Origin of the sequence: Candidatus Tisiphia endosymbiont of Parasteatoda lunata, from assembly GCF_964030955.1 — a bacterium.
Classification (GTDB): Bacteria; Pseudomonadota; Alphaproteobacteria; order Rickettsiales; family Rickettsiaceae; genus Tisiphia.
Map to the genome: position 1 here is coordinate 1,553,931 of NZ_OZ035003.1, position 25,440 is coordinate 1,579,370.

Genomic DNA, 25,440 nt, shown 5'->3' on the forward strand with positions numbered 1-25,440 from the left:
TAATATTTTTCACAGCAAAAAGTAACGTTTTTATTGTCCCCCAACGGGGATTATAAAAAACCCTCGCCTTTAGGCGAAGGGAAGATATAATGAAGTCGTATTAACGACGAATTAGTGAAATAAGATGAGGAGTTGAAACTGGACTGATTTTTCAAGACAAATTTTTCACTAATTTTGTTTCCCATTTTACATAATTTTTAAGCTGCATTTTGTAAGTAATCAAGATACACGTTCATCGGTTTTTTATAACCAATACTTGAATGGAATCTTTGATTGTTATATTTATCCATGTATTTATCAATACCATCTTTAAGTTCTGCGATATTTTTAAAATCATTTATAAATATACAATTATATTTTAAAGTTCTAAAAAATCTTTCAATCACAATATTATCAATGCTTCTACCCTTACCGTTCATTGAGATTTGTATATTATTCTCTTTTAGAATTCCCGTATGCTCATGTCCAGTATATTGACTACCCTGATCACTATTGAATATTTGTGGTGCAGGGTATTTATTCAGTGCATCTTTTAATACATCGGTTACAAGTGATGCATCCATAGAATTAGATACTTTATAACTTAGTATTGCCTTACTATGCCAATCTATAATCGCCACAAGATACATAAATCCTCCGTTAGTTCTAATATAAGTAATGTCACCACTCCACACTTGATTAACATAAGGTACATGAATAGTTCTATTCGTTCCTGATTTGTGCCAGTACGGCTCAAGCAAATAGCTATAAATTTTATGTTGACCATCCTTCACAGAAGTAGATTGCTTTTTATGAGGATGAATAGCTTCTATACCCATTATTCCCATATATTTAAGCACCCTATCTCTGCCCACATTAAAGCCGTCTTCCAATAATTGTTTGTATATATAACGATAACCATACTCAGGGTTATCCGTATATATTTCATCTATTCTATTTAAAATATCAAGATTATATAAGCTCATTACTTTAGCTTTATAATATACTCCAGATCTGCTTATCTTTAATAGTTCACATTGCCTTGTCTTTGCTAACGTACTCAGCTTGGGGTCGACAAGACTTTTCTTATTTGATAAGTCCAAGCTGTTTAGCTTTCCCACCGCCCAGTCCCTCTCGACTGTAGCCTTACCTAATGCTTTTGCAAGTTCATCGTTTTGATTCTTAAGTTCACTAATCTGCCCTTTGTACTCACTAACAGCTTTTGCTGGCTCAAATGCCAATGACGCATTATCTAAAAATTGTCGTTTCCAGTTTTGCATAGTTTTAGCCGTTACTTCATATTTGACCGATAACTGACCTATTGTTGATTCTTCTTTTAACATCTCTAATACTATTTTAGTTTTTGCTTCTGCACTAAAATTTTTAATTTGTTTTTTACCCATTTGTTTCTCTTTAATTTTATTTATTATTCTATACTTATTGAGAAACAAAAATACCTGCTTCTTTGTCTAATTTTTTCAGTCCATTATAGTTATAGGACTAATAGCCATAGTAAACACGATTTAAAAGTGCATTTAGTGTGGATACCAAAATATCGTAAAAGAATATTAACTGGCAAAGTAGCTGAGAGAGTAAGGGATGTGTTAAGGCAAATATCGATGGATCATGAGGTTTACCTAATATCAGGAAAAGTGGTAGCAGATCATATTCATATGTTTGTATCCTATAAACCGCAAATAGCGTTAAGTAAGTTGGTACAGTATTTAAAAGGTGGTAGTGCAAGAATCATGTTTGAAGAATTTCCCCATTTAAAAAAGCAGTTTTGGGGACGTCACTTATGGGCTAGAGGATATATGGCAGTTAGTTCAGGTAACATAACAGATGAAATAATTCAGAAATATATAGAAGAACAAGAAGGAGAACCAATTGAAGTAGGTCAATTTCAAATTGACTCTACTTTATAACCCCTCAGCTTAGAGCTGAGGGGTGTTCAGTTTGGTGATTGACACACTATGCATTTTAGCCTAGTTTGTCAATTGATTGCTAAGTATTATCTAGGTTTTATTTGATAAAAAGTAGCCACTCTAGTATTTCAGATGAAGAGATAAAAAAATATTACGATGTAGTGTGGGATACCCAAAATATAAAGCACATGATAATAATAAAAACAATGCTATATACTGGAGTTAGAGTAGGTGAGTTGGTAAAAATTAAAGCAGATGATGTCGAGCTTAATAAGTGTCAGATACGCATTAATGATGGCAAAGGTAAAAAAGACAGGATAGTACCTTTTCCAACAGGTTTTAGAGAAGTGTTAGCTCTTTATATTAAAAGTATAAAGAACAAGAAGAAAGTAGAATACTTATTTGAGTCAAATTGGAATAAACCTTATTCTGAGCATGGTATTCGGAAGATTCTAATGACTTATACTCAACAAGCCAATATGAATCATACTATAACTCCTCATAAATTAAGACATTTTCTATTTACCTGGATGAAAAAGCAAGGTATTGATGATGCTTTGATACAACCTTATTCTGGTCATGAATCTAGGCAATCTTTAGAGATATATTCTAAGCTATCGATAACTGATGCTCAAAAGACGTACAATAAGGTTATAAATGACTTTCCAATATGATAGTAGAAAACACAAAATAAAAAAGGATACTTTTAGCTATAAAAAGAGAGGGGAATTTTTAAAAGGTGACTAAGTTTAAATATTAGTTGTAAAACCAATGGATATAAGGGGTTGTAGGTAATTGACAATTTTAATTAAGATACAAAATGTGTAAAAAGTAGCTACCGTCAATAGTGCATTATGATTGGGTCTATCATAAAGATTGTGTAAGTATGATGTCAGAGTTAGTCCATCTTTGATCGACATTTGCCCATTTTTGGTCATCAGTACCACAAAGTATGGCAAATTGATTCAAGGCAACTTACACAATCTTTATGACAGACTCTTACGATTAGAGATACAGGTGTTGGATTTCGCGAGCCTTTCTAATTAAGTGTGTAAATTTTTCATAGGGCTTAAATTCTACCTTCAAATTTTATCAAAAAGTGAGCCATAGCTGCGTTCCAGTTTGGAATCGGCATAACCCATTTCTTGGTCATATAATCAATTGCCAAATACAAGGTCTTAAAAACGGCATTATCATTTGGAAAAACCCGTTTATTGTCCCACTTTGGGAGAAAAACCCCGCACTTGCAGTGCGTCGTTTCAACATAAATTTTAAATATCTTATCAAGAAAAGATAGGATATTTTTTAACAAAATCTTACACTTCACAAATATATTCTTTTTGTGTTGTGACACTTTCTAAATGAGCCATACACAAATAGTTTCTAACTTTTAAGTTAGTACATACATGAGGCATTCATGCCGTAATATTAAGCTCTGCACTTGCAGTGCAGAGTGGTTAACTCTTAGTAACCTTACGTAATTGGCTATTGACAGATTCTACACTATTAGTTGTGTATATTACTTTCCTTATCGCCTCAGGGTATCCTAGAAAAACCGTATACTTGCAGCAAAACTGCGTAACACTATCTAATTTTTTTGCTAGTATGAATTTATTGTATAAATTTGGGTTTCTACTATGCAAATATCACCGATTAATCAAAACTTACGCTATGTTTTATGATAAGTGGCTTTGTACTGAGATATTATTAAAATTCTTTACTATGAAAAAATGGCTTTCAGCCAAGGTTTTTAGTCATACTTGAGATAACATAGCGTAAGTTTTGTAATAAAAACTAGTTGAAAAAGTACCAATTATATTATAACATTTGAAATATTAATAATAATGATAATTAATCAAATGAAAAAACCAAAAGTAGCGACCTTAAGTGCTGAAGAACGAGAAGAACTAATACAACATGTCAAGGAAAGTTCATTAACGGGAGATGAACAGCAAACGATAGTAGAACTTGTGAAATTTTGTAATGAGCTAATAGACAAGCTAGCATCATCAAATATCAGTATAAATAAGCTTAAGGAAATGCTGATTGGTTTTAAGGCAGATAACAAAAAAAAGATAGTTCAGATTCATTAAAAGAACCGCCAAGTGAATCTGATAACGGGAATGGTGGTAATGAAGAAGAGTGCGATAAGCCCAAAAAGATAGATCGTAGTAATTGGCAAGGTAAATATGGGTTTGATGATTATAAGGATGCGAATACCAGCTATTTAACTCCTGAGAATTTTTGTAGTGGTGATAGCTGTCCTCACTGTTGTAATGGCAAACTATATAATAGTGAAGCTAGAAAATTGCTACAATTTACAGGTAATGCTCCAATTACAGTCAACAGATATGTAAAGAAAACGCTACGTTGTAATGCTTGTGATTATATAGTTATGAACAGTTAACCACTCTGCACTGCAAGTGCAGAGCTTAATATTACGGCATGAATGCCTCATGTATGTACTAACTTAAAAGTTAGAAACTATTTGTGTATGGCTCATTTAGAAAGTGTCACAACACAAAAAAATATATCTGTGAAGTGTAAGATTTTGTTAAAAAATATCCTATCTTTTCTTGATAAGATATTTAAAATTTATGTTGAAACGACGCACTGCAAGTGCGGGGTTTTTCTCCCAAAGTGGGACAATAAAAATATCAACAAATGGACAAATAGTAGCAGAAGTGCAATAGTGTTACAAAAGACCTATGGTACTCCTTTCTACCGTTTATCTAGGCTGCAAAGTTTAAGTGGTGTTCCTGTGGCATATAGCTCGCTCTGGCAACAATATTTAGATGTTTGGCAAGAAGGTGGTGGAGCTGAAATTTACGGGGTATTATTGGAAATGGCTGCCGAATGTAATTCACTGAACCTTGATGATACTAGAGCTAGGATTTTAGAAATTACTATAGCCAATAAGAAATTACGTACTCAAAATAAGAAAGGACGCAGCTGTTATACTACTACAATATGTGCTAAGACTGCAAATAATGAGGTGATAGTTTTATATTTTACCGGTAATAGGCATGGTGGAGAAAATATAGGTAACGTACTAAAGAATCGTAAGAATAGAACAGATTCTATCCAATTAATGACTGACGCAAGTAACAATAATAACCCGGTATTATCAGAAGCAGATCAAGAATTACTGGCAATAATAGTGATGATCAATTGTTTGTCACATGGTCAGAGAAAATTTACAGAGAATGAACTATATTACCCTGAAGAATGCGGATATTTTCTCAAACAAACACGAGGGATTTACCACAATGAACATCAATGTAAAGAGATGAGTCCTGAAGAAAAACTTGGGTATCATCAGGAACATAGCAGTAAATATATAGAAAACATATATAACAAAATAGACGAATTATTTAACGACAAGAAAGTTGAGCCTAATAGTAGGCTTGGACAAGCTATGAAATATTGGATAAATAGTTAACCACTCTGCACTGCAAGTGCAGAGCTTAATATTACGGCATGAATGCCTCATGTATGTACTAACTTAAAAGTTAGAAACTATTTGTGTATGGCTCATTTAGAAAGTGTCACAACACAAAAAGAATATATTTGTGAAGTGTAAGATTTTGTTAAAAAATATCCTATCTTTTCTTGATAAGATATTTAAAATTTATGTTGAAACGACGCACTGCAAGTGCGGGGTTTTTCTCCCAAAGTGGGACAATAAAGAAGGTTTGACCCAATTTTTAAAAATCCCAGTTAGCAATCTTGATAATAATTGGGCTGAGAGATCACTGCGTACCATTATTTTACAAAGGAAGAATTCATTATTCTTTAAAACAATCAATAGTGCTGAGATACATAGTGGTCTGTATAGTATAGTAAAGACTTGTAGTGAGAACGAGATCAATGCCTTTAAATATTTAAATTGGCTACAAGAGCAGAGTAGCAAAGCAAAGAAGCGTCCTGCGAATTATACGCCTTTTGCCTATGCAAGATATATGAATAATACGGAATTAATCGAGACAGCAGCTTAAACGACAGGAAGCCAATCATTAGAGAATTTGGCAGAACTAGGATCACCATTATGAATAAGAATGTGTAAGGTTCTATAACAAATTTGATAAGATGAATTATCAGATGGGAAAAGTTTTGCGGTAAATTTACCTTTGGATAGGCGTTTAGAGCATAGCCAAAAGCCTTGACCGTCAAAGGACAAAATTTTAATGGCAGTTCTGTTTTTATTATAGAATAAAAACAAGGAACCATTAAGAGGGTCAGAAGAAAGTTTTTGTCTACAAACAGCGATTAAGCCATCGATACCCTTGCGAAAATCGATGGCAATAGTGGCAACAAAAATAACTGACGCCGGGGTTAGTTGCAGCATAAAAATGTCTGAATTATGGTTTTTGGTTCTAGTGTTTGGATAATAAGTTTGGTACCATTTGGTTTAATAATGTGACAAGTATAGTGATTTTGTTTGGGGGCAGCTACAGGATCGGTATCTATAGAATTTAATAGTTGAAATGGGAGAAAATTAATATTTTGTTGTAGAGCTTGATTTGAAGTTGAGACAGGAGAAGTTTTGAGGGTAGGCTCATGGGCTTTTTTAATTGAACTGATTGTTGCTTTATTAATATTAAGATGTTTAGCTATCTCTTGGTAAGAATAATGATGGAGTAATTGGTAAACTAATTCCTTTAGATGGTTTGGTATAGGATCAAACTTATTAGTTTTAGTTTGACGCCAGGCTTTAAATTGCTGAGCTACTTGCTCAATAGTAATTGATGGTATTTGCATAGTATGAAACCCAAATGTATAAAAAATTCATACTAGCAAAAACATTAGATAAAGTTATGCAGTTTTGCTGCAGGTATACGAAAAACCGAGTCAATCATTTAATTTGTGTAAGTTCATTTTTTATTTTCCAATAAATCATATTTAAAATCTCCACAAAGTATTTCAAATTGATTTAAAGCTAAAGACCAATCTTTAATAGGCATGGTCCATTTTTTGGCTGCATTTTGTAGGGATAAAAATATTATTTTTTGAATTGACTTATCATCTGGAAACACCCCTTATTTTTGATAATTTTTCTAATTTGACGATTTACAGATTCTATAGTGTTAGTAGTATAAATTACCTTTCTGATCTCTTCAGGAAAGGCAAAAAACGGTATTATCCCAGACCAATTACGTTGCCAAATATCAGAAATTACCGGATATTTTTTATCCCATTTTACACCAAATTGCTGAAGTTTTAAACGTGCCATTTCGTCATTATTAGCTGTATAAATTTGTTTTAGATCTGATGTGACCTCTTTTAAATCTTTATATGACACATACTTTACTGAATTGCGAACCATATGTACAATACATAATTGTACTATAGTACTCGGGAATACACTGCTTATAGCTTCTGGAAAGCCCTTTAAACCATCCACACAAGCAACATAAATTTGTTCAATTCCTCGATTCTTTAACTCAGTAACTACTTGCATCCAAAATTTAGCACCTTCATTTTTGCCTATCCAAATGCCAACTAACTCCTTTTTCCCTTCTATATTTACAGCAAGTGCTAAATATACTGCTTTATTTATTACTATGTGATTGTCTCTAGATTTTACATAGATACAGTCCAAGTATAATATTGGATACACCCTATCTAAACAACGATTTTGCCACCTAGTTACTTCTTCTATCACCCCATCTGTTATGGTGGATATCAAGTCACCAGATACATCAGTTTGATATATTTCTTCTAAATGCCCTCGGATCTCGCTGACTGTCATACCGCGACCATAAAGGGATATCACTTTCTCATCAAATCCATTAAATCTCCTCAGCCCTTTTGGTATTAATTGAGGATTATACTCTCCTTCCCGATCTCTTGGTACTTCTACTGTCAGCTTACGACCATCCCCATCAATTACTGTCTTCTCATAGCTACCATTACGACGATTATTATCTACTTTTGGCATCTTGCTATGTTTTGAATATCCTAATTCATGATCCAACTCACTTGCTAATATTTTCTCAACTATTTGCTTCTTTAGCTGTTGAAATAAACCATCTCGACCAAATAACTCCGATGGATCTGCTTTTGATAATAATTCTTCTACTAGCTGATTACTGATGTCTAATGTATCTTTATCTGTATCTAATTTTTTAGCCATAATTCCTCCTTGCTTGCTTAAGTTACTTTTTTTACAGTAATCTCTTACTGCTTTCTTTGCAACTTACACAAACTATAGGACAGACTCGAAAAACCATTAAATTTTCCCAATGAACATACCAAGATTTAGCAATTTGTGGATACTGTTTACTCCATTTAGCTTCAAAAGATTCTAAAGCAAGATGTGCTTCTTCCTCTGTGCTAGCAGTATATATAGGCTTTAAATCAGCCGCTAATTCTTTTCGGTCTTTATATGATACATATTTTAAACTATTTCTAATCTGATGTACAATACATAATTGATGTTCGGTTTTCGGAAAAACTGCTTCTATTGCCTCAGACATACCGGTTAAATTATCACTGCAAGCAATAAGCATGTCTTGCATACCTCTGTTCTTCATCTCAGTAAAATTACCAAGCCAAAATTTCGCTCCTTCATTTTCACTGATCCACAATCCTAAAATATCCTTCCTTCCAGATAAATCAATACCTAATGCTACATATACAGACTTATTGATAATTCGTTTATCTTGACGTACTTTTACTACTAAACAGTCAAAAAATACTATAGCATATACTCGATCCAATGGTCGGCTTTGCCATATCTTGACATCCTCAATTACATCATCAGTAATTTGACTTATCAAACTTTCGCTAACGTCAGCTCCATACAATTCTTGCATTTGAATCTTAATATCAGATAAGCTCATTCCTTTAGCGTATAATGATATTATTTTATCATCAAATCCTTCAATACGTCTTTGACGCTTCGGAATTAATGCAGGTTCAAATGTACTACTTCTATCCCTTGGAACCTCAATCTCTACAACTCCATTATTTGTTACTAGATTCTTTACATTCCTACCATTACGAACATTATCACTATCAGTATGACAATATTTATCATATCCTAAATGATTATTCATCTCTGACTGCAATGCCTTCTCTACAAGCCGTTTGGTTAATTGTTTTAATAAACCATCCTCTTTAAGTAATGTTGATATATCTGTATCATTATTTATTAATAAATCTATCGCTTGATTCATTGCTTCATTTTGTTTTTGGTGCATTATAATTTCTCCTTTTGTTATATTATATTTTTATATAACCTTTGAAAAATTTACACACTTATTTGTACAGAGCCGATTTCGCTTTTCGCACGTTCTGTTACGGTGGGCCAATAAGGTTTATTCCAATTTGACTCAAATAAGTATTCTACTTTCTTCTTGTTCTTTATACTTTTAATATAAAGAGCTAACACTTCTCTAAAACCTGTTGGAAAAGGTACTATCCTGTCTTTTTTACCTTTGCCATCATTAATGCGTATCTGACACTTATTAAGCTCGACATCATCTGCTTTAATTTTTACCAACTCACCTACTCTAACTCCAGTATATAGCATTGTTTTTATTATTATCATGTGCTTTATATTTTGGGTATCCCACACTACATCGTAATATTTTTTTATCTCTTCATCTGAAATACTAGAGTGGCTACTTTTTATCAAATAAAACCTAGATAATACTTAACCCGAGTTGCCAATTAATTTATAAGAGCAGAGCTAGGTTTTATAAACGTTTGAGGTTAATTTGTAACATTAAAACACTCAATAAAAACTATATTTTTTAGAAATATGTTTGTATTGAAAATGTTTTAGTATCGAATCTCACATGGAATCAGCTTTAAATATAGCTTTTGCCAGTATAATTAATTGGCAACTCGGGTTAATAAAATTTCTGTAGCTTTTGGAAAATTAAACAATCTCAACCTTCATCTTGCATCAAACTGAGGTTATATAGAGCACTAGATAGTCTTGGTAATACTGTAGACTTTCTGCTACGTAAGCATAGAGACAAGCCTGCAGCACTTGCATTTTTTCGTAAAGCCTTTAGAGAGAATAATTTTCCTGAGAAAGTAGTAATTGATAAAAGCGGTAGTAATACGGCTGCTCTTAATGATTTGAATACAGAAGTTCCTAAAGATTATAAAATTAAGGTTATTCAGACCAAATACCTGAATAATCTTGTAGAACAAGATCATAGGTTTATCAAAAAACGTACAAAGCCAATGCTTGGTTTTAAGAGTTTTCATTCTGCAGAAATGACTATTACCGGTATAGAAAATATTCGTATGATGCAAAAAAGACAAATAATTGGAGCTAATGATAATCTTTCTACTTTTGAGAATTTTGCTATGTTAATGGCATCATAATGTCCAAAACCTTAGTTTTAACAATCTTGATGTAGTATGATTTATAGATGCGACAAAACCTGCAACAATATCAACTTAATATTTTTGTTGGAATAAAGTTCTGTATTAGTTAACATATAAGAGTTCTGATTAGTTGAATATTTTTCAGCATCATCTACTAGTTTACTTTTCTTATTTATTGTATTAATTTGTATACTCTCCTTGATTACACAATCCAATTTTCTTTTAGTCATGTTTAACCACCATGAAATAAGTTTAAAAAATTATATTATTCTATTGCCATAATTTTAGTATTAAAATTATTAACTATAAATTTATTTTAAATGCATTTAAATAAAGTTATTTGATAAACTATCTAATACTGTATAGACTATATTCTAATTCTTAAATATACATGTAGTCCAATATGTCAATAAATCTAGATCATATTATAATAATTGTATTTCTAATAATAACATTATTTACTGGACTTAAAGCTAGTAAAAATATAAAGGATATAGCAGAATATGCTATTGCTAATAAAATGTTTAGTAGTGAAATTCTTGCAATTACTATACTAGCAACATATATTACTGGTGGTAAAGGAATAGGATATACAGGTTATGTATTTGATGATGGTATTTTACCGATATTACCAACAATTTTTTGTGGAGTAATATTTTGTTTTATATTTATTATTTCATTTATTTTACCACGTATTAAATATTTTGATGGTTGCTTAACCGCCGCAGAGTTAATGGGTCAAATTTATGGTATCAAAGCTCGCTTTACTATAGGCATACTTGGAAGTTTTTATAACATTACCTTAGTGACACTACAAATTATATGGATTGGTAATATTGGTGAGTTACTTAATATTCCTAAATTATATAGCATAATATTTGGAGGTATGTTCTTAGTAATCTATTCTGCCATGGGTGGTATAAAGTCAGTAACCATAACTGATATTATACAATTTATAGCTATAACAGTTATGGTTCCTATAATAACTTACGTAGTACTTAATAAAATTGGGGGTATAGAATCTTTAATTAAACAAACTCCTACTCAATATTTTAACATTTTACACTACCCACATTTAAAAGATTACCTTATTTATTGCTTATGGTATATTTTTCCAGCTTTTCCTTTAAGTTTTCCTTTTATACAACGAATGCTTATAGCTAGAAGTAATAAACAGCTTATAAAGAGCTATTATATTAGTATGTTTTTCTTAATAATATTCTTTGCATTACTTACATTAATTGGATTATCTTCAATCGTCTTGAAAGAAACTGGAGTTATAAACCCTCAAATCAGAGGAGACCAAATAATAACTTATTTAATAAATAATTATTTTGTCTCTGGCGTTAAAGGCATTCTAGCCATTGGTCTTATCGCTGCCGTTATGTCTACAGCTGATTCTTTTTTAAATTCAGCAGGATTATTGCTTGCACATGATGTAATAAAACTTATTTGTGATAAAAGAGATATTAAAGTTAATGAGTTAAAATTAGTACGCTATATAACCTTTGGACTTGGAACGATTGCAGTATTATGGGCACTAGTTAATAATGTTTTACCTAGGATACAATATGTAGGGATAGTAGATATAGCTAAAGGTATAAATATAGCATCTGAAATTGTAGCATTAATTTTTACAATTCCTTTAATTGCAGGCATTATGGGTCTTAAAGGTAATCCTAGTTCTTTTTTTATTCCAACTATCATTACTGCTATATTTTTTATTGTTACTAAATTATTTTTTGACAATGAATTTCTAGTACCTATAACTATTTTTATAAATGTGATTAGCTTTTTTATAAGCAATTACATTATCAATCGTGGATTCATAATTGTAAAACGTGATAATATACTCAGAAAATCAACTAGTTCACATATAACTAATTATCTTAGCAATTTTTGTACATTAATAAAATCTTTTAAATCTAGAATAGAATATTATGATAACTCTAATATGTTTGCATTATTCATAGCATTTAACTATATCAGGAGTTTCGCACTTAGCAAAAAATATGTTAATCTAGCAAGAAAGAGTTTTAGTTAAGCATGGCAAGATCAAAATGTAGCAAAGACTTATATAAATCATTTTTACAAGCAAGTAGCGTAAGATATAGTGGTAAAGCATTATCTGAAGTAAGTCCAATAAACCTATCTCATGATAGTGCAAGTCGATGGTTAAATAGTAAGGATTTCCGCCCTAGCGGGATCTACAGAGAAGTGTCAAAATATATTGATAGGGAAGCTTCTTGTTTATTAGTGGGAGATGACACGTTATTGTCAAAGCAATACAGTAAGAAAATTGAGCTTGTACATTATCAATATTCTGGAGCTGTACATGATGTTATACCTGGTATAGGGATGGTCAACTTACTGCATTACAATGCTAAAACTGATCAATCTACCCCTGTAGATTATAGAATATATGATAAAGAAACTGATGGAAAAACAAAGAATGAGCATTTTTGTGATATGCTTACTTTAGCTAAGGAAAGAGGGATCAATCCTGATGCAGTAGTAATGGATGCGTGGTATAGCGGTTTGGAGAATTTGAAACATATACGTAATTTAGGTTGGACATGGGTTAGTAACCTAAGAAAAAATAGAAAAGTTAATCATAATGTTAGCTTAGAAAGTTTAGAGATTCCTGATGAGGGACTAAAAATTCACCTACGTGGATACGGTTGGGTTACGGTATTTAAGTTTGTGGCAAAAAATGGTCGCATTGATTACATAACAACTAACTTAGAAAATCCAACACGTGAACAAATAGAAAAAATTGTTAAGGCACGGTGGTCTATAGAAGTTTATCATCGAGAATTAAAACAAACTTGTGGTATTGAACGCTGTCAGGCACGCACGGGTCGAGCTCAGAGAAATCATATTTGCCTTGCTGTATTTGCTTGGCTCGATATGAACAAAAGGAGGATAAATGAAAAAATTACTTTATATCAACAAACTTGGGAAGTTATAAAAACATCAATTCAGAACAACATTAGATGCCTTTTAGCTGATTCGCAATTTTGCTAACTGCGAAACTCCTGTATATGTTACCCTTATTTATATATAGTGATGCAAAAGCTGATTTATATCACTTATTACTATTATTTCGAATAATAGGTGGGCTAATATGCATGGGTTTACTATTAAGACATTATTGGCCACTTGCGATAAAGCAATATTTTCAATATTACTACTATTTTTCTTTATGGTATTGTTTACCTTTTATTACTACTTTTACTTTTCTTTTAGAGGATAAAAATCCAGAGTGGTTAATAAATATCACTTGCTCAATAGTGTTATTAATTATACTAGTAGATTGGGTAATGTTTATAATACTATCTACTACTGCTATATTGTTTGCTGTTACTATATACTATTTATTAGTTAACAATTTTATAATAAATGTTTATAGTATATATTTACTAGTATATACATGTATTCTTTCTATTATTATTAGTATAATCTTTGTACGTAAAAAGCAACAATATTTACATACCTTAATTAATAATCAACAAGCACTAAAAAAATTATATGCTTCCACTAATGACGAATTAATAGATGCTTTAAATTATCAAGAAAAAATAGCACGTAGCTTAGGTAAAGAAGGACTAGAAATATTACAACAAGCACAAAATATTACAAATAATTTATGTAAAGAAATAATGACAAATTCTAGCGAAATCTTTACTACAACCTATAGTAAATTAACTTCTATTATGAAGTACCTTGAAGAAATAGCAAACCAAGCAAAAAATTATATAAGGCTTGAAGTAAAAATTATTAACTTAGATCATCTACTAAAAGAAATTAACGATAAAGTAATAAAATTAGACAGTGCCATAGTTCTTACTTTTTTGAATAAAATTCCTTATAAAACTTTAGTATGTGATGTAAATTTAATAGGAAAACTCCTTATAAATACAATAATACAAATAAAAAAATATAGAGTTAATACGAGTAATATACAAATATATATAGATTCTACTGAATTATGGTATAGACTTGATTCTATAAAAAACTACACTAAGAAAATTCCAGCTATAAGATTTATAATAACAACATTAGAAGACATTGGTGAACTACCAAATTTTTACATGGGAGATGTAACAAATGCTGCATTTACTTTAAATAATAAACAAGATTTATATCAAACAAAAAATATAAAGATAATAAATGCACATTATGGAGCATTACATAGTAATGAATTCAATAACGAATATAGTATAATTATTGTTCTTCCATTAAACATACGTGACGTAAGACCAAAAACTATGGATTTAAAAGAAAATGATACAGTTTTACAAGAGGTCATATCTGATTCTTTAGATATAGAAACAATAGAAAATCAATTAATACAAGATATTAATAAGAAAAATCAAAGTATAGATATAACAAGCTTCAAAAAAGCCATAAAACTGATAAAAAAATATCATGCAAAGCAAAAACGTAAATCTGGAGAACCTTTTTACTTACACCCAATCGCTGTGACAAAAATATTACTACAATTTACTTTTGATGAAGATATATTGTTAGCAGCATTACTTCACGATGTAGTGGAGGATACCCCCATGAGTTTGTCGAAAATTGAAGCAATTTTTAATCCAACCGTAGCTGCACTAGTTAGTGGAGTAACTAAATTTGATCAAACTAAAGAAAAATTAAAATTATCTAAATATGAAAATATACTAAAATTATTAGAACAAGAGGATACTAGAGTTTTAATGATAAAAATTGCAGATCGTATTCATAATATGCGTACACTCTCTTATCACGAATCATATGAAAAACAAAAAATTATAGCAGAAGAAACTCTACAATTTTATATTCCTATGGCTAACAAATTAGGACTCTCTAAAGCTGTTACAGAACTCAAACACTTAGTCTTTCAGATATTAAACAATCTCTCGACACCGTCGAGTTAGTCACTCTGAGGTGATACCCTTTGTCTAGACAAATTTTTTAAATTTTAGAGGTGTCCAAATAGGTGAAGCTAGACTGATTTTAACAATTGTAAAGGAGTCAAAAGCAGCTATTAAGGAATATATCGATTTTTATAACAACGAAAGAATGCACCAAGCATTGGGGTATAGGACTCCTAGCTTGATGGGTTCTGTCGCATATGTTGGACAATAGAAAAAAGATTGATATAATGATCTAAAAAAGATGTTAAGATGTTTCGTATTACTGCAAGATTATTATCATATTTCAAAGGATTTTGTTCTTCACCAAAAATAATAATATTATTTGTCTATATGAAATGCCGATTTTCTTTAAGTTATCGAGATTTGGAAGAAATGATGAGTATAAGGGGAGCAAAAATTGATCACTCTACATTACAAAGATGGGTTATAAAATTTGTACCATTGATAGATCAGGTGGTTAGAAAAAGAAAGAAGCCAGTTGGTAGTAGTTGGAGAATGGATGAGACTTATATTAAATTAAACGGTAAATGGGTTTATTTATATAGAGCACTAGATAGTCTTGGTAATACTGTAGACTTTCTGCTACGTAAGCATAGAGACAAGCCTGCAGCACTTGCATTTTTTCGTAAAGCCTTTAGAGAGAATAATTTTCCTGAGAAAGTAGTAATTGATAAAAGCGGTAGTAATACGGCTGCTCTTAATGATTTGAATACAGAAGTTCCTAAAGATTATAAAATTAAGGTTATTCAGACCAAATACCTGAATAATCTTGTAGAACAAGATCATAGGTTTATCAAAAAACGTACAAAGCCAATGCTTGGTTTTAAGAGTTTTCATTCTGCAGAAATGACTATTACCGGTATAGAAAATATTCGTATGATGCAAAAAAGACAAATAATTGGAGCTAATGATAATCTTTCTACTTTTGAGAATTTTGCTATGTTAATGGCATCATAATGTCCAAAACCTTAGTTTTAACAATCTTGATGTAGTATGATTTATAGATGCGACAAAACCATTTTTGCTCCCCTTATACTCATCATTTCTTCCAAATCTCGATAACTTAAAGAAAATCGGCATTTCATATAGACAAATAACATTATTATTTCTGGTGAAGAACAAAATCCTTTGAAATATGATAATAATCTTGCAGTAATACGAAACATCTTAACATCTTTTTTAGATCATTATATCAATCTTTTTTCTATTGTCCAACATATGCGACAGAACCATTTAAAAGTCAGTGTGCCAAGAATCAATAACTTCATCGTAGTAAGTTATTGAATGCTAAGTAATAGATGGTGGTATGTCCACCGATATCGGCTAGCACGAGCAGATATCAAACGACCCCACGGTGCTATTTCTGTCAAGGAGATGGTATTGATGTAAATTGTAATCATCTTTTGACCCCCTATTGTAATAAACTATTGACCCCTCTAACCATATAAAAAATTAGTTAATTTTGGTTGAAATTCAGATAGAATTTTCTAAAATCATTGTAATTTTTAATTCATACCATAGTCTATTATTTTAATCTTTAATCTACATCTTTGCCTCCTCTAAAACTTTTATAGTCACCTTTTTGGTTAAAACCCCCAGCTTCAGCTGGGAAAGACTTTAGTCCTTGTTCTAATATTTCAATTCACTATAACTTGAACATATGATATTTTAACAAGACTAGCCACACTGTATTTTACCATCGCTTTAATGTTGTTTGAATCACTAAATATCGCTATAAAATACTGCAGGGTAACCTAAGAGTTAGGATCAGAGAGATAATGCACAGGCGTTAGTAATATCTCTTTAGAGTAATAGCGACTTCCAGTCTAGATATCAACCCACCAGCTTCAGCTGGTTGTTATTGAGTACCAATTTCTATGATTTGACAATGATGCGTTATCCTATCAATCCCCGGCTTTTATTGGTATATAGCTCAGTTCATCTATCCAATAACATTTACAAGATTCAACAAATGAGGTTTTGTCGTATGTTGTAAATAGTAAAAGAATTAGGTATAATAAAATAAAAAATATAGCTATTAGAAATAGACCTATTAATTAACGTACTTATTTTTATATGATGAAAATTAACCAAATAATACCATTAATTAAAAACTTAGAAGAAGATTACACATTACTATTTCATGACGTTATTGGCAGTTTTATTAGCGAGATAACCGATCCGGATAATTTTGATGAAAATTCAGCAGAAGTTAATCTTCTAGAGTTAAGTAATAAATTAGGCGAGAATATTACCAATTATATGATTTATCGTGCAACAGAGTTTTTTCTGAGTAACGAATATCCACATAGGATTACTAAAAGGTTCTGTCGCATATGTTGGACAATAGAAAAAAGATTGATATAATGATCTAAAAAAGATGTTAAGATGTTTCGTATTACTGCAAGATTATTATCATATTTCAAAGGATTTTGTTCTTCACCAGAAATAATAATGTTATTTGTCTATATGAAATGCCGATTTTCTTTAAGTTATCGAGATTTGGAAGAAATGATGAGTATAAGGGGAGCAAAAATTGATCACTCTACATTACAAAGATGGGTTATAAAATTTGTACCATTGATAGATCAGGTGGTTAGAAAAAGAAAGAAGCCAGTTGGTAGTAGTTGGAGAATGGATGAGACTTATATTAAATTAAACGGTAAATGGGTTTATTTATATAGAGCACTAGATAGTCTTGGTAATACTGTAGACTTTCTGCTACGTAAGCATAGAGACAAGCCTGCAGCACTTGCATTTTTTCGTAAAGCCTTTAGAGAGAATAATTTTCCTGAGAAAGTAGTAATTGATAAAAGCGGTAGTAATACGGCTGCTCTTAATGATTTGAATACAGAAGTTCCTAAAGATTATAAAATTAAGGTTATTCAGACCAAATACCTGAATAATCTTGTAGAACAAGATCATAGGTTTATCAAAAAACGTACAAAGCCAATGCTTGGTTTTAAGAGTTTTCATTCTGCAGAAATGACTATTACCGGTATAGAAAATATTCGTATGATGCAAAAAAGACAAATAATTGGAGCTAATGATAATCTTTCTACTTTTGAGAATTTTGCTATGTTAATGGCATCATAATGTCCAAAACCTTAGTTTTAACAATCTTGATGTAGTATGATTTATAGATGCGACAAAACCCTGGGATTATGATAAAATTACTAGAAATATCGAAGTCATAGTAGGTGCAGATATTGATCAACTTAAAGAATGTAAATAGTAACCATTATGACACTTAAAGATAAAGCCTCTATTAGACCTCTTGCAGAAGTAATATCTGATCATCACGAAACCCCTAAGGGGTTACAAAGATGGATTTTTTCTACTAATCACAAAGATATTGGCGTAATGTATATTATATTCGCCATATTTGCTGGGCTTGTTGGTGGATTATTTTCTGTTATTTTTAGGTTAGAACTAGCAGTACCCGGCGGGCATCTACTAGGTGGTAATTATCAGCTATACAATGTATTAATTACCGCTCATGCTATAATTATGGTATTTTTCATGATTATGCCAGCTTTATTTGGTGGATTTGGTAATTACTTTGTACCAATTTTAATAGGTGCCCCGGATATGGCTTTTCCTAGGCTAAATAATATAAGTTTTTGGCTACTTGTCGCTGCTTTTATATTATTAATGCTGTCAGGTTTGGTTGATGGAGGAGCTGGTACTGGCTGGACACTGTATCCTCCTCTAAGTAGTCTAGTAGGGCATCCTGGGGCTGCTGTCGATATGGCTATTTTAAGCTTACATCTTACAGGGCTTTCCTCCATTCTTGGTTCAATTAATATGATTGTCACTATCTTTAATATGAGAACTGATGGTATGGGGTTATTTGAAATGCCCTTATTTGTTTGGTCAATTTTGGTTACTGCCTTCTTGCTGATACTAGCAATTCCTGTGTTAGGGGGTGCAATAACCATGTTACTGACTGATCGAAATTTTGGTACTACTTTTTTCAAGCCTGATGGTGGCGGAGATCCAGTGTTATTTCAGCATTTATTTTGGTTTTTTGGTCATCCAGAAGTATATATCGTAGTATTACCGGGATTTGGTATAGTCAGTCAGGTCATCTCTACTTTCTCCCGTAAGCCAATATTCGGTTATTTTGGTATGGTGGTAGCTATGGTAATTATAGGATTTGTTGGCTTTATAGTTTGGGCTCACCATATGTTTACTGTTGGTCTTTCGTACAATGCATTAATATATTTTACTGCTGGTACTATGATTATAGCTGTACCTACTGGTATCAAAATCTTTAGCTGGATTGCCACAATGTGGGGAGGATCAATTACTTTTGAAACCCCTATGTTGTTTTCCATAGGGTTTATCTTGCTATTTACTATTGGCGGAGTTACCGGCATAATATTATCAAATTCAGCAATCGACAGAATTTTACATGATACATATTATGTTGTAGCACATTTCCATTACACCATGTCGCTAGGGGCTTTATTTACCGCATTTGCTGGGTTCTATTATTGGTTTGGTAAAATGTCAGGGCGGCAATATCCTGAAATGATGGGTAAAATTCATTTTTGGATTACCTTTATTGGTGTTAATTTGACATTCTTTCCTCAGCATTTTCTAGGATTAGCTGGTATGCCAAGAAGAATACCGGATTATCCGGATGCGTTTACCGGCTGGAATATGGTTTCATCTATCGGAGCAGTTATTTCCTTTATTGCAGCTCTTTATTTTGTATTTATTGTTATTTATACTATGAAATATGGCAAAAAATGCCCAAATAATCCTTGGGGTGATGGGGCTGATACCCTTGAATGGTCAGTATCATCTCCACCACCATTTCATGGTTTTGTCGCATCTATAAATCATACTACATCAAGATTGTTAAAACTAAGGTTTTGGACATTATGATGCCATTAACATAGCAAAATTCTCAAAAGTAGAAAGATTATCATTAGCTCCAATTATTTGTCTTTTTTGCATCATACGAATATTTTCTATACCGGTAATAGTCATTTCTGCAGAATGAAAACTCTTAAAACCAAGCATTGGCTTTGTACGTTTTTTGATAAACCTATGATCTTGTTCTACAAGATTATTCAGGTATTTGGTCTGAATAACCTTAATTTTATAATCTTTAGGAACTTCTGTATTCAAATCATTAAGAGCAGCCGTATTACTACCGCTTTTATCAATTACTACTTTCTCAGGAAAATTATTCTCTCTAAAGGCTTTACGAAAAAATGCAAGTGCTGCAGGCTTGTCTCTATGCTTACGTAGCAGAAAGTCTACAGTATTACCAAGACTATCTAGTGCTCTATATAAATAAACCCATTTACCGTTTAATTTAATATAAGTCTCATCCATTCTCCAACTACTACCAACTGGCTTCTTTCTTTTTCTAACCACCTGATCTATCAATGGTACAAATTTTATAACCCATCTTTGTAATGTAGAGTGATCAATTTTTGCTCCCCTTATACTCATCATTTGTTCCAAATCTCGATAACTTAAAGAAAATCGGCATTTCATATAGACAAATAACATTATTATTTCTGGTGAAGAACAAAATCCTTTGAAATATGATAATAATCTTGCAGTAATACGAAACATCTTAACATCTTTTTTAGATCATTATATCAATCTTTTTTCTATTGTCCAACATATGCAACAGAACCTTGTTTCGTCGTCACTAAAGTGACTCCTCGCTAATCGACGTCTTTTAACTATGGATAAATGTTATAACTGCTCCACATCGTTAGGAGTAGAGGTTTCTTGTTGATCAGAACTTTCAAGGAGGTCAATAGTATCTTGCTTATTGTTCCTTGAGTAATCTTGTGCTTCATATTCTGACCTTGCAACAATTACCGTTATATTTGTACTAAGCTCAGCGTGCAACCTAACCTCTACCACGAATACACCTGTTGATTTTATCGGGTTCTCAAGAATTATACTTAAATGTGATATTAAGTGCAAAGAAGCCTTAGACAAACTTTCAGCAATTTCTTTATTATTCACTGAACCAAACAACCGACCATCATCAGCAGACTGCTTAATAAATATTAATTCCTTACCACTTATAACATTATTAATAGCTTCTGCCTCAGATCTTATTTTTAGCTCTTTCATTTCAAGATCATGTTTTTGGGCTTCTATGAACTGTTTATTAGGTTCTGTTGCCCTAATTGCTAATTTTTTGGGGATAAGATAATTACGAGCAAACCCCTTTTTTACCTTAAGAATCTCTGCAATCTTTCCAAGTTTTCTTACAGGTTTAATCAAAATAACTTCCATCTTATTCCTCTGCTCAAATTTGAAATACAAAAGGCAACAACGCTAGGATTCTAGCAATTTTTATAGCATTCTTCAGTTTTCTTTGCTTTTTGGCACATACATTGGTAATCCTACTAGGCAACATTCTACCACCTTCTGATACAAATTTTATTAACAAATCAGGGTTCTTGTAATCAATTACTGGAGCATTTGGAATAGAAAGAGGACATCCCTTACGTTTTCTAAAAAACACTCTTTTATTACTTCTATCAACCATTCTAGTTATTGACTGAGAGTCAACAGCATCATTCTCAAACATTGTAATCTTTTCCAATTTTATTACTATTTAGTCTTTATTAATTGTTACATCAACTGTTTCTTCATGATCTGAACCTTTACTTCTTAGAATCGGCGAAGGTTCAGCACTTATTGAATCAACATTGATATTAACAAACCTAATAATATTTTCACTTAGCTTCATTTTCCTTTCCAGTTCATTTATTACCGAAAAATCAGTTTTAAGCCCCATAAAAACATAATGTCCTTTTTTATTATTACCAATCTTATAGGCTAAACTTCTTAAACCCCAATATTCAGTTTTAATAACTTCACCGTTACTATCTTTAACAATTTTAGTAAAGTCATCGGTAATTTTATCTACATCAGCAGACGAAATATCTTGGCGTATGATAAAAACTGATTCGTAAAAAGCCATATATAAGAATCTCCAGCTATAAAATAAAGCCATTTATAACAATAAAAAACATTTAATTCAAGTGTTATCTTTATTATAGAGCATAATTAATGGTTTTGTCGCATCTATAAATCATACTACATCAAGATTGTTAAAACTAAGGTTTTGGACATTATGATGCCATTAACATAGCAAAATTCTCAAAAGTAGAAAGATTATCATTAGCTCCAATTATTTGTCTTTTTTGCATCATACGAATATTTTCTATACCGGTAATAGTCATTTCTGCAGAATGAAAACTCTTAAAACCAAGCATTGGCTTTGTACGTTTTTTGATAAACCTATGATCTTGTTCTACAAGATTATTCAGGTATTTGGTCTGAATAACCTTAATTTTATAATCTTTAGGAACTTCTGTATTCAAATCATTAAGAGCAGCCGTATTACTACCGCTTTTATCAATTACTACTTTCTCAGGAAAATTATTCTCTCTAAAGGCTTTACGAAAAAATGCAAGTGCTGCAGGCTTGTCTCTATGCTTACGTAGCAGAAAGTCTACAGTATTACCAAGACTATCTAGTGCTCTATATAAATAAACCCATTTACCGTTTAATTTAATATAAGTCTCATCCATTCTCCAACTACTACCAACTGGCTTCTTTCTTTTTCTAACCACCTGATCTATCAATGGTACAAATTTTATAACCCATCTTTGTAATGTAGAGTGATCAATTTTTGCTCCCCTTATACTCATCATTTCTTCCAAATCTCGATAACTTAAAGAAAATCGGCATTTCATATAGACAAATAACATTATTATTTCTGGTGAAGAACAAAATCCTTTGAAATATGATAATAATCTTGCAGTAATACGAAACATCTTAACATCTTTTTTAGATCATTATATCAATCTTTTTTCTATTGTCCAACATATGCGACAGAACCCCTAATGCTACATATACAGACTTATTGATAATTCGTTTATCTTGACGTACTTTTACTACTAAACAGTCAAAAAATACTATAGCATATACTCGATCCAATGGTCGGCTTTGCCATATCTTGACATCCTCAATTACATCATCAGTAATTTGACTTATCAAACTTTCGCTAACGTCAGCTCCATACAATTCTTGCATTTGAATCTTAATATCAGATAAGCTCATTCCTTTAGCGTATAATGATATTATTTTATCATCAAATCCTTCAATACGTCTTTGACGCTTCGGAATTAATGCAGGTTCAAATGTACTACTTCTATCCCTTGGAACCTCAATCTCTACAACTCCATTATTTGTTACTAGATTCTTTACATTCCTACCATTACGAACATTATCACTATCAGTATGACAATATTTATCATATCCTAAATGATTATTCATCTCTGACTGCAATGCCTTCTCTACAAGCCGTTTGGTTAATTGTTTTAATAAACCATCCTCTTTAAGTAATGTTGATATATCTGTATCATTATTTATTAATAAATCTATCGCTTGATTCATTGCTTCATTTTGTTTTTGGTGCATTATAATTTCTCCTTTTGTTATATTATATTTTTATATAACCTTTGAAAAATTTACACATTTATTTGTACAGAGCCGATTTAATAATGAGTGAAAAAGGTTCTATAATAGTGGTTTTTCCTTTTGCACAAATTTGATATTTATTATAAAAGCTACCAGCGTACTTCTGGGGGCAGAGACATTAATATTGCTTCAACATTACCGTTTGTCATTAAGCCAAATAATGTTCCACGGTCATATAATAAGTTAAACTCAACGTATCTGCCACGACGTACTAATTGATAATCTTTTTGCTCTTTGCTCCAAGGTAGAAACATTTTTGTTCTAACAATTTCAGGATATATTGTTAAAAATGCTTGTCCTACGTCCTTAGTAAAAGAAAAATCATTATTAAAATTTCCAGTATTTAAATAATCATAAAATATACCGCCTACTCCCCTTGGCTCATTTCTATGTTTTAAGTAAAAATACTCATCACATTGTTTTGTAAATTTAGGATAATAATTTGGATCATGTTTATCACAAGCATGTTTAAAAGCATTATGAAATTTTGTTGTCTCATTTTCATTAGGATAAAATGGCGTTAGGTCTCCACCACCGCCAAACCAATGATTAGCAGTTTCAATATAGCGGGTGTTGAAATGTACCGCTGGTATCAATGGAGAAGTAAGATGAGCCACGATAGAAATACCAGTAGCAAAGAATTGCCTACTATTTTCCGTACCCGGTATATTTTTACTAAATTCTGAAGATAATTCCCCAAAAACTGTAGAAATATTCACCCCAACTTTCTCAAATAAGTTACCACGCATTACAGACATTACTCCGCCACCACCGCCTTTTCTCTCCCAGGGTGTTCGTATGAATTTTGCGGGTACTAAATCTCTTGCCTTACTATATTCAAGCTCAATTTCCTCTAATTTGCTACATACTTGATCACGTAAATTACTGAACCATGTTATCGCCTTTTCTTTGTTAGTTATCATAATTTTTCCAGTCATTTACAGTATACTCCAAAAATTTCTTCCACTAATACTTTAAGAAAAAATAATTTTTTTATATTGAATTTCTATATCCTGTATTATGTTTTACTTGTTGGGTTCTAAGTAGTGATGTAGCTTTACTACTATCATTAGTATGTTTCTGATTGTGTATAATATTTCCTATATCTTTTACGGTATCTTTCTGCTTCATTAGCTGTAATGCTTGCGTATAAATGTCCTTCTCCGGTGATTTTGCTATAATTTTCTCTAATTTTGCTTCAACTCTTTCTCTTATTTGTTGTTTGTCTTGATCAGTTGCCTGTTTGCCAATTTTATCAACGGTCAATTGATCAATGAATTTATCCATCTCATTATTAAACGATATTATACCTTTATTGTTAGTTAAAATATCTTTTGTCGATTGCATTATTTTATATTTATCAGCTTTTGTTAGTTCTTGTATCGGTCTTGGTATAAAAATAACCTGAGTTTGACGTAAGAAAGAACATTTGAAAATTAAGAAAGGAGGGATTATAAAGTTCTCTAATAATAATGACAAAATTGGAGAATATATTATGATCCCTCTTACGGAGATTTTCTGCTTAATTGATGATTTTTGCAAGCATTTTGATACGGAGCGAAATAAATATATATTACCAAATCCTAACCGTAAGCGTAAAGTGGGCTGCAGTATAGGACTCTCAGAGATTATTACTATTATAACCTGAGTTTGACGTAAGAAAGAACATTTGAAAATTAAGAAGGGAGGGATTATAAAGTTCTCTAATAATAATGACAAAATTGGAG

At 31.5% G+C, this 25,440-nt stretch carries 29 protein-coding genes and 3 pseudogenes; 15 read left to right on the forward strand and 17 right to left on the reverse strand.

The annotated features are described in order from the left end of the window. Positions 1-197: 197 nt before the first annotated feature. Positions 198-1,382 carry an IS3 family transposase gene (locus AAHN00_RS09655; RefSeq protein WP_342270912.1) on the reverse strand — a complete coding sequence of 395 codons (1,185 nt, stop codon included), beginning with the start codon at positions 1,380-1,382 and terminating at the stop codon, positions 198-200. A gap of 69 nt (positions 1,383-1,451) precedes the next feature. Here AAHN00_RS09655 and tnpA point away from each other — a divergent pair, with 69 nt between their 5' ends. Continuing rightward, complete coding sequence (tnpA, locus tag AAHN00_RS09660; protein ID WP_342272638.1) at positions 1,452-1,904, forward strand: IS200/IS605 family transposase; 453 nt, start codon at positions 1,452-1,454, stop codon at positions 1,902-1,904. Between the two features lie 101 nt (positions 1,905-2,005). Next, entirely contained in the window at positions 2,006-2,578 is a 573-nt protein-coding gene (locus AAHN00_RS09665) for a site-specific integrase (protein ID WP_342271142.1), read from the forward strand. A gap of 395 nt (positions 2,579-2,973) precedes the next feature. Here AAHN00_RS09665 and AAHN00_RS09670 read toward each other — a convergent pair whose 3' ends face one another. Together AAHN00_RS09670 and AAHN00_RS15135 are read right to left on the reverse strand one after the other, a co-directional pair. Continuing rightward, positions 2,974-3,258, reverse strand: coding sequence for a hypothetical protein (locus tag AAHN00_RS09670; RefSeq protein WP_342271143.1), 285 nt, complete (start codon positions 3,256-3,258; stop codon positions 2,974-2,976). A 103-nt stretch (positions 3,259-3,361) separates the two neighbouring features. Further along, the gene (locus AAHN00_RS15135; RefSeq protein ID WP_410521473.1) at positions 3,362-3,547 is read right to left on the reverse strand and encodes a transposase; all 186 of its coding nucleotides are present in this window, start codon (positions 3,545-3,547) and stop codon (positions 3,362-3,364) included. Positions 3,548-3,763: 216 nt separating this feature from the next. On the opposite strand from AAHN00_RS15135, the gene AAHN00_RS09680 reads away from it, so the two are divergent. From AAHN00_RS09680 to AAHN00_RS09690, 3 genes are all read left to right on the forward strand, one after another. Further along, on the forward strand, positions 3,764-3,997 hold the full coding sequence (locus AAHN00_RS09680; RefSeq protein WP_250310741.1) for a hypothetical protein: 234 nt from the start codon (positions 3,764-3,766) through the stop codon (positions 3,995-3,997). A gap of 401 nt (positions 3,998-4,398) precedes the next feature. Next, on the forward strand, positions 4,399-5,346 hold the full coding sequence (locus tag AAHN00_RS09685; RefSeq protein ID WP_342271144.1) for an IS66 family transposase: 948 nt from the start codon (positions 4,399-4,401) through the stop codon (positions 5,344-5,346). Between the two features lie 103 nt (positions 5,347-5,449). Next, on the forward strand, positions 5,450-5,902 hold the full coding sequence (locus AAHN00_RS09690; protein ID WP_342271145.1) for an IS66 family transposase: 453 nt from the start codon (positions 5,450-5,452) through the stop codon (positions 5,900-5,902). Here the strand turns inward: AAHN00_RS09690 and tnpB are convergent. The 5 genes and pseudogenes from tnpB to AAHN00_RS09715 form a co-directional block, all read right to left on the reverse strand. Next, positions 5,899-6,252: an IS66 family insertion sequence element accessory protein TnpB gene (gene tnpB / locus AAHN00_RS09695; protein ID WP_341752109.1), complete on the reverse strand. Its 354-nt coding sequence runs from the start codon at positions 6,250-6,252 to the stop codon at positions 5,899-5,901. The genes AAHN00_RS09690 and tnpB overlap by 4 nt on opposite strands. Beyond that, complete coding sequence (locus AAHN00_RS09700) at positions 6,240-6,665, reverse strand: hypothetical protein (protein ID WP_342271013.1); 426 nt, start codon at positions 6,663-6,665, stop codon at positions 6,240-6,242. The genes tnpB and AAHN00_RS09700 overlap by 13 nt, the downstream gene beginning before the upstream one ends. A gap of 113 nt (positions 6,666-6,778) precedes the next feature. Further along, positions 6,779-8,040: pseudogene (locus tag AAHN00_RS09705) on the reverse strand (IS256 family transposase). Between the two features lie 31 nt (positions 8,041-8,071). Then, positions 8,072-9,109 carry an IS256 family transposase gene (locus tag AAHN00_RS09710; protein WP_342271146.1) on the reverse strand — a complete coding sequence of 346 codons (1,038 nt, stop codon included), beginning with the start codon at positions 9,107-9,109 and terminating at the stop codon, positions 8,072-8,074. Between the two features lie 50 nt (positions 9,110-9,159). Beyond that, the gene (locus AAHN00_RS09715; protein WP_342271147.1) at positions 9,160-9,546 is read right to left on the reverse strand and encodes a tyrosine-type recombinase/integrase; all 387 of its coding nucleotides are present in this window, start codon (positions 9,544-9,546) and stop codon (positions 9,160-9,162) included. Positions 9,547-9,830: 284 nt separating this feature from the next. Between AAHN00_RS09715 and AAHN00_RS09720 the strand changes: the two are divergent. The 6 genes and pseudogenes from AAHN00_RS09720 to AAHN00_RS09740 all read left to right on the forward strand — a co-directional run. Next, positions 9,831-10,250, forward strand: a pseudogene (locus tag AAHN00_RS09720) (IS6 family transposase); the annotation flags it as partial. Positions 10,251-10,656: 406 nt separating this feature from the next. After that, the gene (locus AAHN00_RS09725; RefSeq protein ID WP_342271148.1) at positions 10,657-12,297 is read left to right on the forward strand and encodes a sodium:solute symporter family protein; all 1,641 of its coding nucleotides are present in this window, start codon (positions 10,657-10,659) and stop codon (positions 12,295-12,297) included. Between the two features lie 2 nt (positions 12,298-12,299). Then, a complete protein-coding gene (locus AAHN00_RS09730) occupies positions 12,300-13,280 on the forward strand; it encodes a transposase (protein ID WP_342271025.1) in 981 nt (326 codons plus the stop codon). 104 nt (positions 13,281-13,384) lie between these two features. Beyond that, the gene (locus AAHN00_RS09735) at positions 13,385-15,175 is read left to right on the forward strand and encodes an HD domain-containing protein (protein WP_342271149.1); all 1,791 of its coding nucleotides are present in this window, start codon (positions 13,385-13,387) and stop codon (positions 15,173-15,175) included. A gap of 85 nt (positions 15,176-15,260) precedes the next feature. Then, the gene (locus AAHN00_RS15140; RefSeq protein WP_410521446.1) at positions 15,261-15,386 is read left to right on the forward strand and encodes an IS3 family transposase; all 126 of its coding nucleotides are present in this window, start codon (positions 15,261-15,263) and stop codon (positions 15,384-15,386) included. A 38-nt stretch (positions 15,387-15,424) separates the two neighbouring features. Then, on the forward strand, positions 15,425-16,132 hold the full coding sequence (locus tag AAHN00_RS09740; protein ID WP_342271150.1) for an IS6 family transposase: 708 nt from the start codon (positions 15,425-15,427) through the stop codon (positions 16,130-16,132). Between the two features lie 59 nt (positions 16,133-16,191). Here AAHN00_RS09740 and AAHN00_RS09745 read toward each other — a convergent pair. Further along, a pseudogene (locus AAHN00_RS09745) lies at positions 16,192-16,341 on the reverse strand (IS6 family transposase); the annotation flags it as partial. A gap of 910 nt (positions 16,342-17,251) precedes the next feature. Here AAHN00_RS09745 and AAHN00_RS09750 point away from each other — a divergent pair. From AAHN00_RS09750 to ctaD, 3 genes are all read left to right on the forward strand, one after another. Further along, positions 17,252-17,542, forward strand: coding sequence for a hypothetical protein (locus AAHN00_RS09750; protein ID WP_342271151.1), 291 nt, complete (start codon positions 17,252-17,254; stop codon positions 17,540-17,542). A 21-nt stretch (positions 17,543-17,563) separates the two neighbouring features. Next, the gene (locus tag AAHN00_RS09755; protein WP_342270905.1) at positions 17,564-18,271 is read left to right on the forward strand and encodes an IS6 family transposase; all 708 of its coding nucleotides are present in this window, start codon (positions 17,564-17,566) and stop codon (positions 18,269-18,271) included. Between the two features lie 147 nt (positions 18,272-18,418). Further along, a complete protein-coding gene (ctaD, locus tag AAHN00_RS09760; protein WP_342271152.1) occupies positions 18,419-20,071 on the forward strand; it encodes a cytochrome c oxidase subunit I in 1,653 nt (550 codons plus the stop codon). Here the strand turns inward: ctaD and AAHN00_RS09765 are convergent. The 8 genes from AAHN00_RS09765 to AAHN00_RS09800 form a co-directional block, all read right to left on the reverse strand. After that, positions 20,066-20,773 (reverse strand): IS6 family transposase, encoded by a 708-nt coding sequence (locus tag AAHN00_RS09765; RefSeq protein ID WP_342271153.1) that lies wholly within the window; start codon positions 20,771-20,773, stop codon positions 20,066-20,068. The genes ctaD and AAHN00_RS09765 overlap by 6 nt on opposite strands. Before the next feature lie 126 nt (positions 20,774-20,899). Further along, positions 20,900-21,454: a 50S ribosomal protein L9 gene (gene rplI, locus AAHN00_RS09770; protein WP_342271154.1), complete on the reverse strand. Its 555-nt coding sequence runs from the start codon at positions 21,452-21,454 to the stop codon at positions 20,900-20,902. Positions 21,455-21,467: 13 nt separating this feature from the next. Beyond that, positions 21,468-21,752: a 30S ribosomal protein S18 gene (gene rpsR, locus AAHN00_RS09775; RefSeq protein WP_342272639.1), complete on the reverse strand. Its 285-nt coding sequence runs from the start codon at positions 21,750-21,752 to the stop codon at positions 21,468-21,470. Between the two features lie 27 nt (positions 21,753-21,779). After that, positions 21,780-22,148 carry a 30S ribosomal protein S6 gene (rpsF, locus tag AAHN00_RS09780; RefSeq protein ID WP_341751584.1) on the reverse strand — a complete coding sequence of 123 codons (369 nt, stop codon included), beginning with the start codon at positions 22,146-22,148 and terminating at the stop codon, positions 21,780-21,782. Between the two features lie 151 nt (positions 22,149-22,299). Then, positions 22,300-23,007, reverse strand: coding sequence for an IS6 family transposase (locus AAHN00_RS09785; RefSeq protein WP_342270905.1), 708 nt, complete (start codon positions 23,005-23,007; stop codon positions 22,300-22,302). A gap of 13 nt (positions 23,008-23,020) precedes the next feature. After that, positions 23,021-23,653, reverse strand: coding sequence for a transposase (locus AAHN00_RS09790; RefSeq protein ID WP_342271155.1), 633 nt, complete (start codon positions 23,651-23,653; stop codon positions 23,021-23,023). 149 nt (positions 23,654-23,802) lie between these two features. Then, on the reverse strand, positions 23,803-24,639 hold the full coding sequence (hemF, locus tag AAHN00_RS09795; RefSeq protein ID WP_342272640.1) for an oxygen-dependent coproporphyrinogen oxidase: 837 nt from the start codon (positions 24,637-24,639) through the stop codon (positions 23,803-23,805). A 67-nt stretch (positions 24,640-24,706) separates the two neighbouring features. After that, complete coding sequence (locus tag AAHN00_RS09800) at positions 24,707-25,192, reverse strand: hypothetical protein (protein ID WP_342271156.1); 486 nt, start codon at positions 25,190-25,192, stop codon at positions 24,707-24,709. 16 nt (positions 25,193-25,208) lie between these two features. Here AAHN00_RS09800 and AAHN00_RS09805 point away from each other — a divergent pair, with 16 nt between their 5' ends. Next, positions 25,209-25,361 carry a hypothetical protein gene (locus AAHN00_RS09805; RefSeq protein WP_342271157.1) on the forward strand — a complete coding sequence of 51 codons (153 nt, stop codon included), beginning with the start codon at positions 25,209-25,211 and terminating at the stop codon, positions 25,359-25,361. Positions 25,362-25,440 lie beyond the last annotated feature (79 nt).